The following is a 15,253-nucleotide window of genomic DNA, read 5'->3' as shown; positions in this document are numbered from 1 at the left end:
ACCGCAAGCCCGGCTCGCGATACGTGACGACGCGCGATCGCCCCTCAAGGTGAGCCGGGATGGGCGACACATACGACAAAACCGAATTTCGGTAAAGCGGAATATTTTTGCGACAGCCGATTGACAACCTTACGGTGTTTTGCCCGTCGGGCAATTTCAGACCCCGGATGGCGCTCGCGCATCCGGGCGACGACGTCGCGTCGGACGCGGGGCAGGTCCGCTCGTCGCCGCTCCCGCGATCCCTCAGGCCGCGGCGCGCGATGCGCCCATCAGCGTCCGGATCAGCTCGTTGGCGGCTTCGTCGAGCTCGAACCGCACCAGCGTGCCACGATCGTTCTTGCGGACCACGACCCCTTTCAGCCGCGCGGGAAGGCCATCGATGGCGACGACGACGTTCTGGTGGAGATCGATGCCGGCGACGTCTTCGACCAGGATGGCGCCGTTCTCGGAGAGATCGCGGACGTGGACCCGATGCACGTGGCCGCCCGCCTCGACGGTGCCGCTGCGATCCACTGGCGCACGGGCGGCAATTCTCCGGTTGACCTCTGACGTCGAGGTCCGGACCACCCGCACCAGCGTCTCCCTGAGGTCGCCCATCTTGCCGGCGATTTCGAGCGATCCTTGCGAGATTTCCGAGGCCCTGCGTCCCGTTTCCGCCGCCTCGCTGGACACGCCGACGATCTGTGACGCAACTTCGCGCGCTGCTTCGGAGGATTCGGCGACGGTGCGCGATATCTCCGCGGTCATCTGGCTCTGCTTGTCCATGGACACCGAGATCTCGGCGGACACCGCATCGACGCCGCGAATGACCTCGCCGATGGCCGCGATGGAGTCGGCGGAATCGCGCGTCACGTTCTGGATCTCGGTGATCTGCTGCGCGATCTCGCTGGTCGCCTTCGTGGTCTGCTCTGCGAGCGACTTCACCTCCGAGGCGACGACGGCAAAGCCTCGGCCGGCCTCTCCCGCCCGCGCCGCCTCGATCGTGGCGTTGAGGGCGAGCAGATTGGTCTGCTCCGCGATTTCGCTGATCAGGCTGGTGACCGATCCGACCCGGTTGGCGGCATCCGACAGCGCTCCGACCAGCGTCTGGGCCTTCGCCGAGCTCTCGACCGCGTCGGTCGTCAGCTTGCGGGACGAGCTGATCTGCTTGGCGATCTCGGCGATCGAGCCGTTCAACTGCGATGCGGCCTGGCTCAATGTCTGCGCGTTGGCGAGCGACTGCTCGGCCGCCGCGGCGACGTTGCTGCTGTTGGACCCGACCGTGCCGGCGCTCTCGTTCATGAGCGCGGCGCTTTCCGCCATCTTCTCCATCTGCCCCGAGACGGCATCGACCGCAGCCAGCGTCTCACGCTCGACCGTATTGGCCATTTCGTTGAGGGCGCTGAACTTCTCCTGGTCGGCGAGCCGTGCCCGGTCGATCCGTTCCACGAGCTCGAATCCGAGCTTGGCCTGCATCGCCTGGATGTTGCGCAGCGCGGCGCCGAGCTCGTCGTCACGCAATATCTCGATCCGGTTGTTGAACTTGCCCTGCGCGATACCGTCCATGGTCGCATTGAGCTGCTTCAGCGGCGCGGTGATCGCCCGTATCGCGCGCAGGCCGCACCAGGCGCAGGCGATCAGCGCCAGCACGACGAGGCCAAGCGCGACCCCCAGCATCAGGCGATAGCCGCGCTCGGCGGCATCATACTCGGACTTCGCCACGTCGATCTGGATCGCGACGAGCTTGTCCAGCTCCGCCTTGGCGCGCGCGAACAGCTCGCTGGTCTTTCCGGCCTGAAGGGTCGCGAGTTCGTCGAATTTCGCGGCCGCGAGCAACGGCAGACCCGCGTCGATGCCGACGTCGCGATAGTCCTTGCGTCTCTCGGTGAATGCCTGCGCGGCAATCTTCTCCTCGGGAGTAAGGTAGGTTGCGATATACTCGGCCCATACCTTGTTGATCGCCTCGGAATTCTTGCGGACCCTGCCTTCGACCTCAGCCACCGGCTTGCCCGCGCGGCCGTCGACCGCGGCCTGGTAGAGCATGATGGAGGCTTCCTTCATGCGGTCGTTGATCTCAAACAGCTGGGCGAGCGGGACGGCACGATCCTCGTAGATGGTCGTCAGCCGCTTGTTGCTGTCATAGGCGGTCATCAGGCCGACCAGACCCATGACGAGGAGGAAGACCGATTGCAGGGCAACGAGGCTCGCAAGGCGTGCTTTCAACGTGCCGCTGAAGACCTTCAGGACGTCGAACGCCGAGCGGCGCCGGACAGTCCCGCTTTGAAGACGATAGCCCTGCGCCTTGCCCGCCCGATACAACGCATAGATGCGCTCGGCATCGCGGCGCTGCTCGACGGGAAGCTTGGCGCGGATCGACATGTAACCGTTGATCTTGCCGCCCTCCCAGATCGGCGTTGCGCTCGCCGCGACCCAGTAATAGTCGCCGTTCTTGCGGCGGTTCTTCACCGCGCCCGCCCAGGGCTTTCCTTCCTTGATGGTGTTCCAGAGGTCCTCGAAGGCCTCAGGCGGCATGTCGGGATGGCGCACGATGTTGTGCGGCTGCATCTTCAGCTCTTCCTCCGTGAAGCCGGAGGCGGCTACGAATTGATCATTGAAATAGGTCAGTCGTCCCTTGACGTCGGTCCTGGACACGATGAACACGTCATCGCCGATCTCGTATTCCTTGTCGGTGACCGGAAGGTTCTTGCGCATATGAACGTCCATGAAAACAGCAATGTGCCTGCAATTGCACGTTGCGCCGGACTATCCAGTGTGCCTGCTTAACCCGCCTTGAACATTGGAACCCGGGCGAGTACGGTCAGTCCAATTGATCCAGATCAATGCGTTGCCGAAAACCGTGCGCGGACGCAGCGAATCTCCGCACTTTTCCGGATCGGGCGAGAATGAGCCTGGACCGTCACGCGCGAGCTTGATCGCGCCGAGACAAGCGGGGACTGACATGCGCACGACATCCGTCGGGGTCATCAGGATCGCCACCAGCGGCCCCGGCGACGTCTCCGGCCTGATGGCCATGATCGTTTCAGGCGCGATCGACCCGGCATCGATATTGGCGATTCTCGGCAAGACCGAGGGCAATGGCGGCGTCAACGATTTTACCCGGGAGTACGCCGTTGCCGCGCTGTGCACGGCGCTGGCGCCGCAACTTGGACTGTCGCCGGAGCAGGTCGAGCAGCGCATCGCCTTCGTGATGTCGGGCGGCACCGAAGGCGTGCTCAGCCCGCATCTCACGGTGTTCACGCGGCGCGAGGCTGCGCGCCCGGCAGGCATGACCGGCAAGCGCCTGAGCATCGGCATGGCGCACACGCGGGATTTCCTGCCCGAAGAGCTCGGCCGCTCCGCGCAGATCGTGGAAACGGCGCAAGCCGTCAAAGCTGCCATGGCGGATGCCGGCATCACCGATGCCGCCGACGTCCATTTCGTGCAGATCAAGTGCCCGCTGCTCACCAGCGAGCGTGTCGAGGCGGCGGGCGCGCGCGGCAACAAGACGGTGACGACGAACGCCTACAGCTCGATGGCCTATTCGCGCGGCGCCTCCGCGCTCGGGGTTGCGGTCGCGCTCGGCGAGATCGGCCCCGACATCGGCGACGCGGACGTGCTGCAGCGCTACGATCTGTTCTCGAAGGTGGCCTCGACCTCGTCCGGGATCGAGCTGATGCACAATGTCGTCATCGTGCTCGGCAATTCGGCATCGTCCGCGAGCGAATTCGAGATCGGACATGCGGTGATGGACGACGCCATCGATGCCGCGGCGGTGATGTCCGCATTGAAGAGTGTCGGGCTTGGCGCCACGCCGCAGCCGGGCCGCGCGCTCGTCAACATCTTCGCCAAGGCGGAGGCCTCGCCCGATGGCGATGTGCGCGGCTTCCGTCACACCATGCTGGAAGACACCGACATCAGCTCGACGCGCCACGCCCGCGCCGCGGTCGGCGGCCTGATCGCAGGCCTTGCCGGCACCGGCGCGGTCTACGTGTCCGGCGGCGCCGAACATCAGGGCCCGGCCGGGGGCGGACCGGTTGCGGTGATTGCGCGACTGCCGGATTGACGAGGCCGGCATCCCGGATCGTGCGACCTCTCCGCCCGACGCAACCCTGCCCTTCGCGCCGGCTCAGTTGATTCACGCGGTCCCTTGCGAAAAAGGTGGCGCCTCTCTCAAGGGGATTTTGACTTCATGACTTTGCCGATGAGCTGGAACGAATGGGCGCAGCACGATGGCGTGGGCCTGGCGGCGCGCGTCCGCAAGGGCGAGCTGACGGCAAAGGAACTGGCGCGCCAGGCCAGTGCGGCCGTCGCCAAGGTCAATCCGGCGCTGTCGGGCGTGGTCGAGCTGTTCGAGGACGTGATCGCCGATCCGGCCAAGGACGGCGCCAATCTCGCAGGCCCCTTCGCCGGCCTGCCGTTCCTGATGAAGGACCTCGGGCCGACCATGAAAGGCCGGCTCCAGGAGATGGGCTCGCTCTTGATGCGCGGCAACCGCGCCGCCGCCGATACCTTCCTCACCGGCAAATTCCGCCAGGCCGGCCTCAACCTGATCGGGCGCACCACGACCCCCGAATTCGGCGTGTGCTCCTCGGCCGACAATCCCGCCGTCTATGTCACCCGCAATCCCTGGAATACCGACTACACCACCTGCGGCTCGTCGGCGGGCAGCGCCGCGATGGTGGCGGCCGGCGTGGTGCCGATCGCGCATGCGACCGACGGCGGCGGCTCGATCCGCATTCCCGCAGGGGTCAACGGCAATATCGGCTTGAAAGTGTCGCGCGGCGTGTTCTCGCTGGCGCCGCACATGTCCGACCTCACCGGCCTCGTCTCGATCCAGGGCTGCCAGTCGCGTTCGGTGCGCGACACCGCCGCCTTCGTCGATCATGCAAGGGGACCGGCGCCCGGCGAGTTCATGCCGTTCTGGACCACGGCGCAGCCCTATTCGGAGATGATCAAGCGCGATCCGACCAAGCTCCGCATCGCGCTGTCGCACAGCTGGGGCGATTACACGGCGACGCCGGAGATCGCGGCCGAGCTGGAGAAGACCGGCCGCTTCCTCGAAGGCCTCGGCCATCACGTCGACTATGCCCTGCCCGAGCTCGACTTCCGCGCCGCCTTCGCGGCGCAGACGATGTGCTACATCTCGAACTTCGCCGTGGTGATCTCCAACATGCTCGCCGCGCGCGGGCTGGAGAAGCCGCCGGAAGATCTGATCGAGCCGATGAACATCAGGATCTGGGAAGCCGGCCGCCACACGACTTTCGCCGAACGCGCGAAGATGCAAGGCGTGTTCAACACGACATCGCGCGGTTTCGGCGCGTTCTTCGAGCAGTGGGACGTGATCCTGACGCCGATCACCGCACTGCCGACGCCCAAGGTCGGGACCAGGGAATACCTCACCATCTCCGACAATCCCGACGTGCTCGACTGGTTCGGCAATCTCTGGCGCTTCTTCGCCTTCACGCCGCTGGCCAATCTCTGCGGCATGCCCGCGATCTCGATGCCGATGGCAGCCCAGGATCACGGCCTGCCGCTCGGCATCCAGGCGATTGCGAAGCAGGCCAATGACGGCCTGCTGCTGCAACTCGCCGCCCAGATCGAGCGCGCACTCGACGGCAAATGGAACGGCGGCAAGACGCCGAAGGTCCACGTGGCCAAGGCGTAGGCGCGGCGCGCGCTGCCCTAGCCCTTCTCCTTCCCGGCGTTGCGCGCAAGGGCCTTGTCCACGCGCCAGCGCGACACGCCCTGTTCGGCGAGCAAACGCGCCGCGGGGCTTCGCGTCTCCGGAAACAAGGCGACGAGCGTATTGGCGCCGGTTACGGCCGGATGGCCGGTCTCCTGGGCATGCAGCGCGGCACGGCGCTCCACGCGCTGGAATGCCGCGGTCGGCGCCGCGGTGCCGGTTTCGATGACGGTGTGCGCGAGCTCCCTGTCGAGATAATCGACCAGGCTCTGTCCGAGCACGCCGAGATCCGCGTTGCAGGCCTGCATGATGGCGGCAGCATCACTGTCTTCAAGCAACGCCAGCAGGAGATGCTCCAGCGTCGCAAACTGATGGCGGCGCCGGTCGGCAAGGGTGAGCGCCAGGCGTCGCGTGGCAGCATAGGCCGGCGCGAACGGGCGTGACGACACGTCCAGCAGCGAATCGATCTTCTCCAGCCGCTTGACCGGATCGAGCATCGCCAATAGCTCGTATTTGTCCCTGACCGGCAGCTTCATCCGCGTCGCCATCGTATCGGCAATGCGCCCGAGGTCGCGGGTCTGGTCGAGGAACGACCAGACATCCGGCATGAGCAGGCCATGGGCTGCCGCATAATCCTCGAAGCGCTGGATGCTTCGGCGGATCAGGTCAGGCGCGTCCACAGGCGGGCTTTCAACCAATTCGGTGGCTTCGGACCGATAGCCGCTGTTCAACGACGCGAAGCTGCGAAGTGCGACGCGGCGGATCCCGCGCGTCAACACCCTGATCGAGCCGTCGGAGAGCCGTTCGAGCTCGACCAATTGAGCCAATAAGCCGACCTCGTAGACATCGGCAAATCCCGGCTCATCGACGGCCGCGTCGCGCTGGATCGCACAGACCATCTCACGCGCGCCTTCGAACGCATGGTCGAGGGCGAGCACCGTGTTCTCCCGCCCGACGAACAGCGGAAAGGTCGCGTTCGGAAACGGCACGAAATCGCGCAGCGGGACCGCCGGGTAGACGGCCGTTGAGGTCTTGAGCCTCGCGACCGGCGCAGCCGTGTCGCGGCGCTCGCTTTGAAGCATCGCCGACAACGTGTTCCAGTCGGCGATCCCCAGCATCCTCGACACCAGCTCCAGGCTTTCGCTGTGGCTGATGGTGACGTCCTTGGTGATCAGAGATTGGCGCAGGGTCTGCGCCATAGCCTTGGCATCGCGAAAATCGCGCATCGGTTCGTCCTCTGCATGAGCGATCCAGGTGTGTCAGGCGGTTGCGTTGCTGACCCGGTCGCTCGGGCAAAGGGGGCCGATCAAGGGCTCGATACGTTCACCATTCCACGGAGGGGGCAACCGGCAGGTCGTATCAACCTGCGCAAAAATTGGCGCAAAGACCGTAGGCTGTCAATTGCGATCTCAATTCTTCACCGCCGGAATCTCCTCCGTCGGCTGCTGCTGCCCCTGCCGAAACATCGCCAGCGCCTTGTCGAGCGCCTCGCGCAAGGCCAGCGCCGCGGCCACGCTGCACCGCAGATGCGCGGTCTGGACCACGTCGACCCTGACGGCGGCGCCGACCGGCATCAGGAGGTTCGCGGCGAGCTCGATCTGGATCGCGCCGTTGTGATGGCCGAAGCAGGATGCGCCGTCGAAATAGATGATCGGTGCCCGCTCCGAGCTGGAGCTCGAAATGGTCACGGGCCCCTGGGGGGTGCCAGGTGTTTCGGGGTCGGCCATGGGCACTCCTTGGGACTAGTCGACGGACGAAGCGCCCACCATCGTTGCTTCGGCGGGCCGTGTCGAGGCCAAACCAGTCCCTCGCAAGGCCCGTTCGGGGTTTTGCGCGGCGCCCGCCGCTGGTCTAGAACATCGTCATGTCCAGCTCACCCACAACGCTTCCGTTCGAGGAACTCGCCGAGGCCATCAAGGGCCGCCGTTCCGATTACGGCCATATCAGCGGGCTCCAGCTCGACCGCTTCGCCCCCGCCGAGGCCTGGTCCAGCCTGCCCTACCGTCCCGTCTTCGTCGGCGACACCGAGACCGGCGTCCTGCACGGCGGCGTCGTCACCGCGATGCTGGACGAGAGCTGCGGCATGGCCGTGCAACTTGCGCTCGACGGCACGAGCGCGATCGCAACCCTGGATCTGCGCATCGACTACCAGAAGCCGGCGACGCCCGGCCTCGACATCAAGGCGCATTCGGTCTGCTACCGCACCACGCGCTCGATCGCCTTCGTGCGCTCCACCGCCTATCAGGAATCCGAGGACGATCCGGTCGCGACCGCGACCGCCTGCTTCATGATCGGTGCCAACCGCACCAACATGCTCGCCGACCGCAGGATGGAGTCGCGCAGCATCCCGACGCTGGAGGCACCCGACGATCCCGACGGCCCGTTCGCCACCAGCCCGTTCGCGCGCGCCCTCGGCATTCGCGTCAACAACGACGGCACACTGACGATGCCGTTCTCGCCGAAGATCATCGGCAACCCGATCCTGCCGGCGATCCATGGCGGCATGACCGGCGCTTTCCTCGAGACCACGGCGATTTTCGGCGTGCGGCGCGAACTCGGCATTGCCGCGCTGCCAAAGCCGATCGGACTCACTGTCAACTATCTACGCTCCGGCCGCGCGCTGGACACCATCGCCAACGTGTCGATCGTGAAGCAGGGCCGCCGCATCGTCGCCTTCGAGGCGCGCGCCTGGCAGGATGATGCCGACAAGCCGATCGCCACCGCCTTCGGCCATTTCATGCTGCGCCCGACGCCGGGAAGCGACGAGGAATAGGCGTATTTGACTTGACGGCCAGCGCGCGGGACACAACGATAACGCGTTTTCCGCGAGAGGTATTGGGTTGCGGCATCCGATCGACATCGTCGCCATGTTCGCCGCGCTCTGGCTGCTGGCATCGATGGTGCTCGACGCGGTGACGCCGAAGGAGCTGACGGCGGTGATGATCGCCATCGCGATCGGGCCGGCCATCGTCATCACCGCGATCTTCTATTATCTGCGCTGCCCGCGCACGGATTTCGCGGTGATGTTCGCCGCCCTCTGGCTGATCTCGGACATCGCCATCGCCTTCATCTCGCCGAAAGAGCTGCCGCATTTCCTGATCGCGCTCGGCTTCGTCCCGGCCCTGCTGATCGGCATCGTGCTGCACTGGCAACGCTTCCAGAGCCGCCACGAACGGCTGCCCGCGCCGTCGGTGAAGCGGGGCTAGCGCGGCAGCAAATTCGTCTTCGCCAGGTCGATGACCTCGTCGCCGCGACCGCTCATCACGGCGCGCAGCACCCAGAGGCTGAAACCCTTGACCTGCTCCGTCGTGATGGTCGGCGGCATCGACAGCTCCTGTTTGGCCGTGACGACGTCGAGCAAGGCCGGCCCATCGTGCGCCAGCATCTCCTTCATCGCGCCCGGAAGCTCGCCGGGGTCCTCGACGCGCTTCGCGAAGATTCCCATCGCGCGGGCCATCGCCGCGAAATCCGGGTTTTCCAGGTCGACATTGGTGTCGACGAAACCGGCCGCCTTCATCTCCAGCGCGACGAAGCCGAGCACGCCGTTGTTGAAGACGACCACCTTCACCGGCAGCTTCATCTGCGTCAGCGTGATGAGGTCGCCCATCAGCATGGTGAAGCCGCCGTCGCCCGACAGCGAGATCACCTGCCGGCCGGGTTGGGCGGCCTGCGCGCCGATCGCCTGCGGCATCGCATTGGCCATCGAGCCGTGCACGAACGAGCCGATCAGACGGCGGCGCCCGTTCATGTCGAGATAGCGCGCGGCCCACACCGTCGGCGTGCCGACATCGGCGGTGAAGACGGCATCCTCGGACGCATGGTCGCTGATGACCTTTGCGAGGTATTGCGGATGGATCGGCCTGGCTCCCGGCGTGCCCCTGGCGAGCGAGTCGAGGCCCTCGCGCGCCTTCTTGTAATGCGCGATGGCGTCGTCGAGATGCTTGCGCTGGGTCTTGCTCTTGAGCAGCGGCAGCAGCGCCTCGATCGTCAGCTTGACGTCGCCGACGAGACCGAGATCGATCTTGCAGCGGCGACCGAGATTTTCCGGACGGATGTCGATCTGCGCGATCTGGCAGTCGGTCGGAAAGAACTGCTTGTAGGGGAAATCGGTACCGAGCATTACCAGCGCATCGCAGGCATGCATGGCGGCGTAACCCGAGGAGAAGCCGATGAAGCCGGTCATGCCGACGTCGTAGGGATTATCGTATTCGACATGCTCCTTGCCGCCGAGCGCATGCACGATCGGGCTTTTCAGCGCTTCGGCTAGCTGCATCAAGGGCGCATGTGCGCCGGCACAGCCGCGGCCACAGAACAGGGTGATGCGCTCGGCACCGTTGAGGAGATCCGCGAGCGCCTTCAACTCATCGGCCTGCGGCACCACCTTCGGCGCCGCCAGCGCAAGGCCGCGTGCCGTCGACAGCGCGCGCTTGGGCGGTGAGCGGAACGCGACATCGCCGGGCATGGCGATCACGGCAACACCGCGCAGGCCGACGGCCGCGCGAATGGCATTCTCGATCACATAAGGCAGCTGACTCGGATCCGACACCATCTCGCAATAATGGCTGCATTCGCGGAACAGGTTCTGCGGATGGGTTTCCTGGAAGTAGCCGCCGCCGATCTCGGCTGACGGAATCTGCGCCGCGATCGCCAGCACCGGAACGCGGCTGCGATGCGCGTCGAACAGGCCGTTGATCAGATGCAGATTGCCCGGGCCGCAGGAGCCGGCGCAGACCGCGAGGCTCCCCGTCATCTCGGCTTCGCCGGCGGCCGCGAAGGCCGCGACCTCCTCGTGGCGGACATGGACCCATTCGATGGTGCCGCGGCGGCGCAGCGCCTCGGTGAGCGCGTTCAGGCTGTCGCCGACGATGCCGTAGATGCGTTTGACGCCGGCCTGTTCGAGCGTTGCCACGAACAGATCGGCCACGTTGTTGATCGCCATGTCGGTCTCCTGATCTCGCTGGTCACACAAGATAGGATAACGCGCGACCGTGACGGCATCACGGCTTGTTTATTGCCTGATCAGTCTTTCGCAATCGCCCGATCATAGGCCGCGATCGTCGCTTTCGCGCGCGCCGCGACATCGGCCGCCGTCATGCCGGGCTTGTAGAGGCTGGAACCGAGTCCGAACGCGGTCACGCCGCCCGTGATGTACTCCGCAAAATTCTGATCCGAGACGCCGCCGACGGCGGCGATCATCACGCCAGGTGGGAGCACCGCGCGAATCGCGGAGATGCCGGATGCGCCGAGCACGCTCGCCGGAAAGAATTTCAGGCCCGATGCGCCCGAGCGCGCGGCAAGCAGCGCCTCGGTCGGCGAGAACACGCCCGGCAACGTCACCATGGCGTACTGATGCGCGCGCGCGAGCACTTGCGTATCCACGTTGGGCGAGACCATCAGCCTGCCGCCGACATCGTTGAGGCGATCGACGTCCGCGGTGGCCAGCACCGTGCCGGCGCCGATCAGCACGCCGGATGGCGCGAGTTTCGCCGCGGTGGCGATGGAGCGGAACGGGTCGGGCGAGTTCAGCGGAATCTCGATCGCGGTCATGCCGGCCTCGATCAGCACGCTGACGATGGCCTCGGCCTCCTCCGGCTTGACGCCGCGCAGGATCGCGACCAGCGGACGCTGCATCTGCGGAAAGGGAACGCTCATCTCGGAAGTCCTTCTATTTCGCCCAGATCGCGGCAGCCGCCATCGACAGGCCGCGACGAACGGCCTCGTCGGCATCGATCGGGGTCACGGCGACCGACAGCACGTCAAAGGCATGCTGGTACAACATCGCGAGCCGTCCGGACGCAATCAGCGTGACGCCCGCTTTCGGTAACGTCCCGGACAGTCCTGCGGCGAGTTCGACGCCGATCAAGGTGCCCGACAGCCTTTCGCGCGCAGCGGACGGCGTGCCGCCGAACAGGAGCTGTCGCGACCGCGCGCCAAACAGGAGATTGGCGGCGAAAGCAGGTGCCTCGTATGCGGCGGTGACGGCAGCCTTGAAGCTCGCGACGTCATCGGCGTCATCGGCGCCGGCGACCGCGAGCGACAAGATCGTCTCGCGCGAGACCACGCTGAAGAGCTCACCGGTCATGAAGGTGGAAAAATGTTCGACCCCCCCGCCCTTCACTCGCACCCATTTCGAATGCGTTCCGGGCATGCACACCAGCGTCTCGCCTGCGGCATCCAGGCCAAGCGCGCCGAGCAATTGCGTCTCCTCGCCGCGCATCACGTCCGGCGCCCTGGCGTCGCGCTGCGCGATACCCGGCAGGATGCGGATGTCGCGTGCTTGGCCCGGCACCCGCACGGCCTGCCTCAGGATGGCGGAGAGCGGCGCCGGCGTGTCGACATAGCCTGCCTCGACCCAGCCGGTCTTGGCGCCGGCCATGCCGCAGATGAGCACGGGTAGCCGGGCCGGCGCTTCGACCGCGGCCAGATGCGATTGCAGGACGCCGGCAAAGCCGGCCTTGGCGGCGGCCAGCAGGCCCTCGTCGCTGCGGCGCTCCGCCAGCACCTCTCCGGCGCGGTCGACCAGCCAGAGGCGAAAACTGCTTGTGCCCCAATCCACCGCGACATAAGCGGCCTCACGCGTATCCATCGATGTTCCCGAACCTCGCCTGCGATGGCGCGCTCATTAGCACACCGCTCGGCGACAGGACCACCCTTTGGGACGGACGCCGGCTCCGCGATCAGGCGTCGTGATCGCGGATCAAGAGGGTGGCCCCGGTGTCCCGGTTGTCCGAGCTCGGAAAATCCGCCATCGTCGCCGCCATGTTGTCGATCAGGGCGATCACCCGTCGCCGGCTTTCGGCATAGTTGATGTTGTCCTGGGGGCCGCTCAACGGCGCAGTCAGGTTGAGACAGCCGATGCTCCACAGATAGCCCTGGGCCGGATGAATGAGCACGCCCTCACGGACACCGGTATCGGCAACGCGCAAGCACGGCCGCGCGGTGGCGCCGGGTACGCTCGATTTGGTGTAATTGTGCGTACGATACTTCTGGCTGGCGCCGGCATGCGTAAACAGCCGATAGGCACCCGCCTTGAGGCGCTGATGCTCGTTCTGGCCGACCTTGGTGTTGTCGCCGGGTCCCTGACGTTCGCAGACCATGCCGGAAATTTCCGGAATCTTCTTGCCGTCGATATAGGCCTGATAGATCCCGACGGTCCTCGCATAACCCATGCCCTTCCTCTGCTCGGTCCTGATCCGGTCGATGCAGAGCACGTAGCCCTTGGTATCGGTCGGATCCGCAAAGGTGACGGGCGGCAAAGCTTCCTGACGCGCCGGCGGCTCAGTCAGGTCCTTGGGAAAACTGACGAGGACGCTGAAGAAGCCGTCGGGCGTCTTGATCTTCTGCGCTTCGGCGCCGGCATCGCGGAAATAGGCGACCTCGGCGTCGGCGTCGTCGCTCAATAGTCCGGTAACCTGGAATTTGTCCGGATCGCTGTCATTGACGACGTTTTGCGGATTGGACCTGGCGACCTCGGGATCGAGCATGCCGCCGCCGCGCAGCTTCTTCAGCAAGAAGCAGGCGTCCCCGATCCACTCGGCAGACCGGTTGAGGTGGTCACCGAACGTGAACAGGTTCCAGGGGTTCGCATTGGTCTCGCGCAGACTGCCGGCGTTGTAACAGGCCGCCACCAGGATCGGGTCGAAGCCGGTGCTGTGGCGCTTGTTGTTGAGCTTGATCTCACCGGTGCCGATGTCGATGTTGGTGGCGCCATCGTACAATTTGAGATCGTCGGGAATCGGATTTGGCTTGATGGCAAATGCCGGAGCAACGGTCTTCTTGTTGTAGCTGAGCTGAAGGATATCGATCACTTCCTCGGCCGTCGTCGCCAGCGTCTGCATCGGCCCGGCACTGTAGGTCGTGTGCGCCGCCTCCCAGCGGAAGGTCGGCGCGCCCGTGAACTTGGTCTTCCGGTCCGCACCGCTTTCGGTCGCGATCGTCATCACGATCAGCTCCGGCGGAATGCCGTGCTTCATCGAAGCATCGAAGATCTGTTGCTCGTAGATGTCGAGAATGGCGGCGCAGGTCTTCGGCTCGCCACCGGACCTGCGCGGGTTGTCCGGATCGTCCTCGAGATAGACGCCGTCGCTGTCGAACTTCCAGTTCTGGCCGCCCTTGAAATTGTGAAACCCGGACGAGCCCAGTTGCGGAGTCTTGCTCCAGTCGAGCCGCCCCACGACCGGCCCGTCGAACTGGAGGAATTCGGCCTGGAGCCATCCGACGCGGGTCTCGGCGTCGAACTTGGTCGAGACCAGCCACCAGAGCACATTGCTCATGTGGAGGCTGGTGATGGCGTCGAACACCGCGCCATTCTGCAGGATACCCGTCGAGACACCGTTCGGATCCGGAGTCTTCCGCAACGCGAGATTGTCGGTCTTCACCATGCCGGTTGTCATGTCACGTCGCCCATGCCTGATCGATGTAACTGCCGATACCGTGTCGTTGCCCTGCTGCCAGGACCGTCACTTCGCCGTGCCTTGCAGGATTGCATCCTTGGCGGCGGTGAAGGCTGCCAGGCTCTGGTCGAACTTCCGGCTGGCCTCGGTGACGCCGGTCCGCAGCGCAACCAGCTGATCGCGCGTCTGCATGAGATCCGCCGCTGAGGAATCCGGCTTCACGGTCGCCGACAATTCCTTGGCGCGATCCGCCTTGGCGATCAGATCGGTCTGGGCCGCCTTGAGACTGTCGAAGCTCTGCTGGGCGTCCACCAGGGTCCCGGCCAATTTGGCCTGCACATCAGGGCTCGCGGCCCTCAAGGCGGCGGCGAGCGGCGCCATCGGATCAGAACCGAGCGCGGTCATCTTCTTCCCGACATCCGTCGCGACGCCCGCAATCTCCCGCCCGACCCCGAGGACGGCATCGGGCGTCGCAGGGCCGGCAGCTCCGCCCTGAAGCCCGGCCAAAGCGGATTTCAGAGCCTCGGACGACGAGTTGCTGCCGAAGTAGAAACCGACCACGGTCACCAGCACCGTCGCCGAGATGGTCAGGATCTGCTTGGCCATGTCGAGCATGCCCTGATCCTGCTTCAGATAGACCTTCACGATCACGTCGGTGGGCGTACCCGACTTCACGGGAACGCTGGTCTCGCCGATGATGTAGTCCCTGTCCGGATAATTCTTGCGGTAAGCGTCGACGTCGCCCCTCGCCATCTGCACCGTACTGATGGCCCGGCCGGTCGGATCGAACAATCCGCCGAGCACCCAGGAGGCAACCGACACGAACACGATCGCCAGCCCGAGCGCCAGCAACGCCCTGATCGACCCCGGCGGCAAGCCGAGTGCCGCTGAAGGCTCGACAATGCCGACGGCGCGCGACAGAACGATCAGCGCGACCAGCCCGATCGCCAGGATGGCGGTGCCGGCCAGCGCCGCCGAGCCCAGCGAGCTCGTCGGCGTACTCCAATTGACGAGCACGAAGCAGACCAGAGCGAGGCCAACGAGGCCCGCGCCGAACCAGCCGGCCGCATTCGGGCTGATGGCGCTGAACTGACTGTCCCTCGGACGGCTGACGACCTTCTCGTCATCCTGGGGCGCAGTTGCCGAATTCTCTGCATCGCTCACGGTGCTTCTCCCCAACTGGTTGTAAGCCGCGTTC

12 protein-coding genes are annotated in these 15,253 nt (G+C 65.5%); 4 read left to right on the top strand and 8 right to left on the bottom strand.

The annotated features are described in order from the left end of the window. Positions 1 to 243: 243 nt before the first annotated feature. Positions 244 to 2,691 carry a methyl-accepting chemotaxis protein gene (locus PMI42_RS16460; RefSeq protein ID WP_008136001.1) on the bottom strand — a complete coding sequence of 816 codons (2,448 nt, stop codon included), beginning with the start codon at positions 2,689 to 2,691 and terminating at the stop codon, positions 244 to 246. 247 nt (positions 2,692 to 2,938) lie between these two features. Between PMI42_RS16460 and atzD the strand changes: the two genes are divergently transcribed. Together atzD and PMI42_RS16450 are read left to right on the top strand one after the other, a co-directional pair. Beyond that, the gene (atzD, locus tag PMI42_RS16455) at positions 2,939 to 4,042 is read left to right on the top strand and encodes a cyanuric acid amidohydrolase (protein WP_008135999.1); all 1,104 of its coding nucleotides are present in this window, start codon (positions 2,939 to 2,941) and stop codon (positions 4,040 to 4,042) included. A 126-nt stretch (positions 4,043 to 4,168) separates the two neighbouring features. Next, a complete protein-coding gene (locus PMI42_RS16450) occupies positions 4,169 to 5,644 on the top strand; it encodes an amidase (protein WP_008135997.1) in 1,476 nt (491 codons plus the stop codon). 17 nt (positions 5,645 to 5,661) lie between these two features. On the opposite strand, the gene PMI42_RS16445 is transcribed toward PMI42_RS16450, so the two are convergent. After that, on the bottom strand, positions 5,662 to 6,888 hold the full coding sequence (locus PMI42_RS16445) for an LON peptidase substrate-binding domain-containing protein (RefSeq protein ID WP_008135996.1): 1,227 nt from the start codon (positions 6,886 to 6,888) through the stop codon (positions 5,662 to 5,664). A gap of 183 nt (positions 6,889 to 7,071) precedes the next feature. Then, the gene (locus PMI42_RS39700; protein WP_008135995.1) at positions 7,072 to 7,389 is read right to left on the bottom strand and encodes a hypothetical protein; all 318 of its coding nucleotides are present in this window, start codon (positions 7,387 to 7,389) and stop codon (positions 7,072 to 7,074) included. A 137-nt stretch (positions 7,390 to 7,526) separates the two neighbouring features. Here PMI42_RS39700 and PMI42_RS16435 point away from each other — a divergent pair, with 137 nt between their 5' ends. Both PMI42_RS16435 and PMI42_RS16430 read left to right on the top strand, forming a co-directional pair. Next, complete coding sequence (locus PMI42_RS16435; RefSeq protein ID WP_008135994.1) at positions 7,527 to 8,435, top strand: PaaI family thioesterase; 909 nt, start codon at positions 7,527 to 7,529, stop codon at positions 8,433 to 8,435. A 67-nt stretch (positions 8,436 to 8,502) separates the two neighbouring features. Continuing rightward, the gene (locus tag PMI42_RS16430) at positions 8,503 to 8,868 is read left to right on the top strand and encodes a hypothetical protein (RefSeq protein ID WP_008135993.1); all 366 of its coding nucleotides are present in this window, start codon (positions 8,503 to 8,505) and stop codon (positions 8,866 to 8,868) included. Here the strand turns inward: PMI42_RS16430 and poxB are convergent. The 5 genes from poxB to PMI42_RS16405 form a co-directional block, all read right to left on the bottom strand. Continuing rightward, positions 8,865 to 10,601: a ubiquinone-dependent pyruvate dehydrogenase gene (poxB, locus tag PMI42_RS16425; RefSeq protein WP_008135992.1), complete on the bottom strand. Its 1,737-nt coding sequence runs from the start codon at positions 10,599 to 10,601 to the stop codon at positions 8,865 to 8,867. The two genes, PMI42_RS16430 and poxB, sit on opposite strands and share 4 nt — an antisense overlap. 80 nt (positions 10,602 to 10,681) lie before the next feature. Then, positions 10,682 to 11,314 carry a 2-dehydro-3-deoxy-6-phosphogalactonate aldolase gene (locus PMI42_RS16420; protein WP_008135991.1) on the bottom strand — a complete coding sequence of 211 codons (633 nt, stop codon included), beginning with the start codon at positions 11,312 to 11,314 and terminating at the stop codon, positions 10,682 to 10,684. A gap of 13 nt (positions 11,315 to 11,327) precedes the next feature. Further along, complete coding sequence (locus PMI42_RS16415; protein WP_008135990.1) at positions 11,328 to 12,248, bottom strand: 2-dehydro-3-deoxygalactonokinase; 921 nt, start codon at positions 12,246 to 12,248, stop codon at positions 11,328 to 11,330. A gap of 91 nt (positions 12,249 to 12,339) precedes the next feature. Next, positions 12,340 to 14,055, bottom strand: a complete 1,716-nt coding sequence (locus PMI42_RS38000) for a lysozyme family protein (RefSeq protein WP_008135989.1) — start codon at positions 14,053 to 14,055, stop codon at positions 12,340 to 12,342. A 66-nt stretch (positions 14,056 to 14,121) separates the two neighbouring features. Continuing rightward, on the bottom strand, positions 14,122 to 15,219 hold the full coding sequence (locus PMI42_RS16405) for a hypothetical protein (RefSeq protein WP_008135988.1): 1,098 nt from the start codon (positions 15,217 to 15,219) through the stop codon (positions 14,122 to 14,124). Positions 15,220 to 15,253: the final 34 nt, after the last annotated feature.

The sequence above is a fragment of the Bradyrhizobium sp. YR681 genome (genome assembly GCF_000282615.1).
Lineage (GTDB): Bacteria > Pseudomonadota > Alphaproteobacteria > Rhizobiales > Xanthobacteraceae > Bradyrhizobium.
Note: the sequence above shows the minus strand (reverse complement) of the source record. Positions and strands in the feature narration are given on the sequence as shown.

Excerpts from the sequence above, each read along its gene's own strand:
- PMI42_RS16460 (WP_008136001.1), bottom strand. The coding sequence starts at position 2,691 with ATGCGCAAGAACCTTCCGGTCACCGACAAGGAATACGAGATCGGCGAT.
- atzD (WP_008135999.1), top strand. The coding sequence starts at position 2,939 with ATGCGCACGACATCCGTCGGGGTCATCAGGATCGCCACCAGCGGCCCC.
- PMI42_RS16450 (WP_008135997.1), top strand. The coding sequence starts at position 4,169 with ATGACTTTGCCGATGAGCTGGAACGAATGGGCGCAGCACGATGGCGTG.
- PMI42_RS16445 (WP_008135996.1), bottom strand. The coding sequence starts at position 6,888 with ATGCGCGATTTTCGCGATGCCAAGGCTATGGCGCAGACCCTGCGCCAA.
- PMI42_RS39700 (WP_008135995.1), bottom strand. The coding sequence starts at position 7,389 with ATGGCCGACCCCGAAACACCTGGCACCCCCCAGGGGCCCGTGACCATT.
- PMI42_RS16435 (WP_008135994.1), top strand. The coding sequence starts at position 7,527 with ATGTCCAGCTCACCCACAACGCTTCCGTTCGAGGAACTCGCCGAGGCC.
- poxB (WP_008135992.1), bottom strand. The coding sequence starts at position 10,601 with ATGGCGATCAACAACGTGGCCGATCTGTTCGTGGCAACGCTCGAACAG.
- PMI42_RS16420 (WP_008135991.1), bottom strand. The coding sequence starts at position 11,314 with ATGAGCGTTCCCTTTCCGCAGATGCAGCGTCCGCTGGTCGCGATCCTG.
- PMI42_RS16415 (WP_008135990.1), bottom strand. The coding sequence starts at position 12,248 with ATGGATACGCGTGAGGCCGCTTATGTCGCGGTGGATTGGGGCACAAGC.
- PMI42_RS38000 (WP_008135989.1), bottom strand. The coding sequence starts at position 14,055 with ATGACAACCGGCATGGTGAAGACCGACAATCTCGCGTTGCGGAAGACT.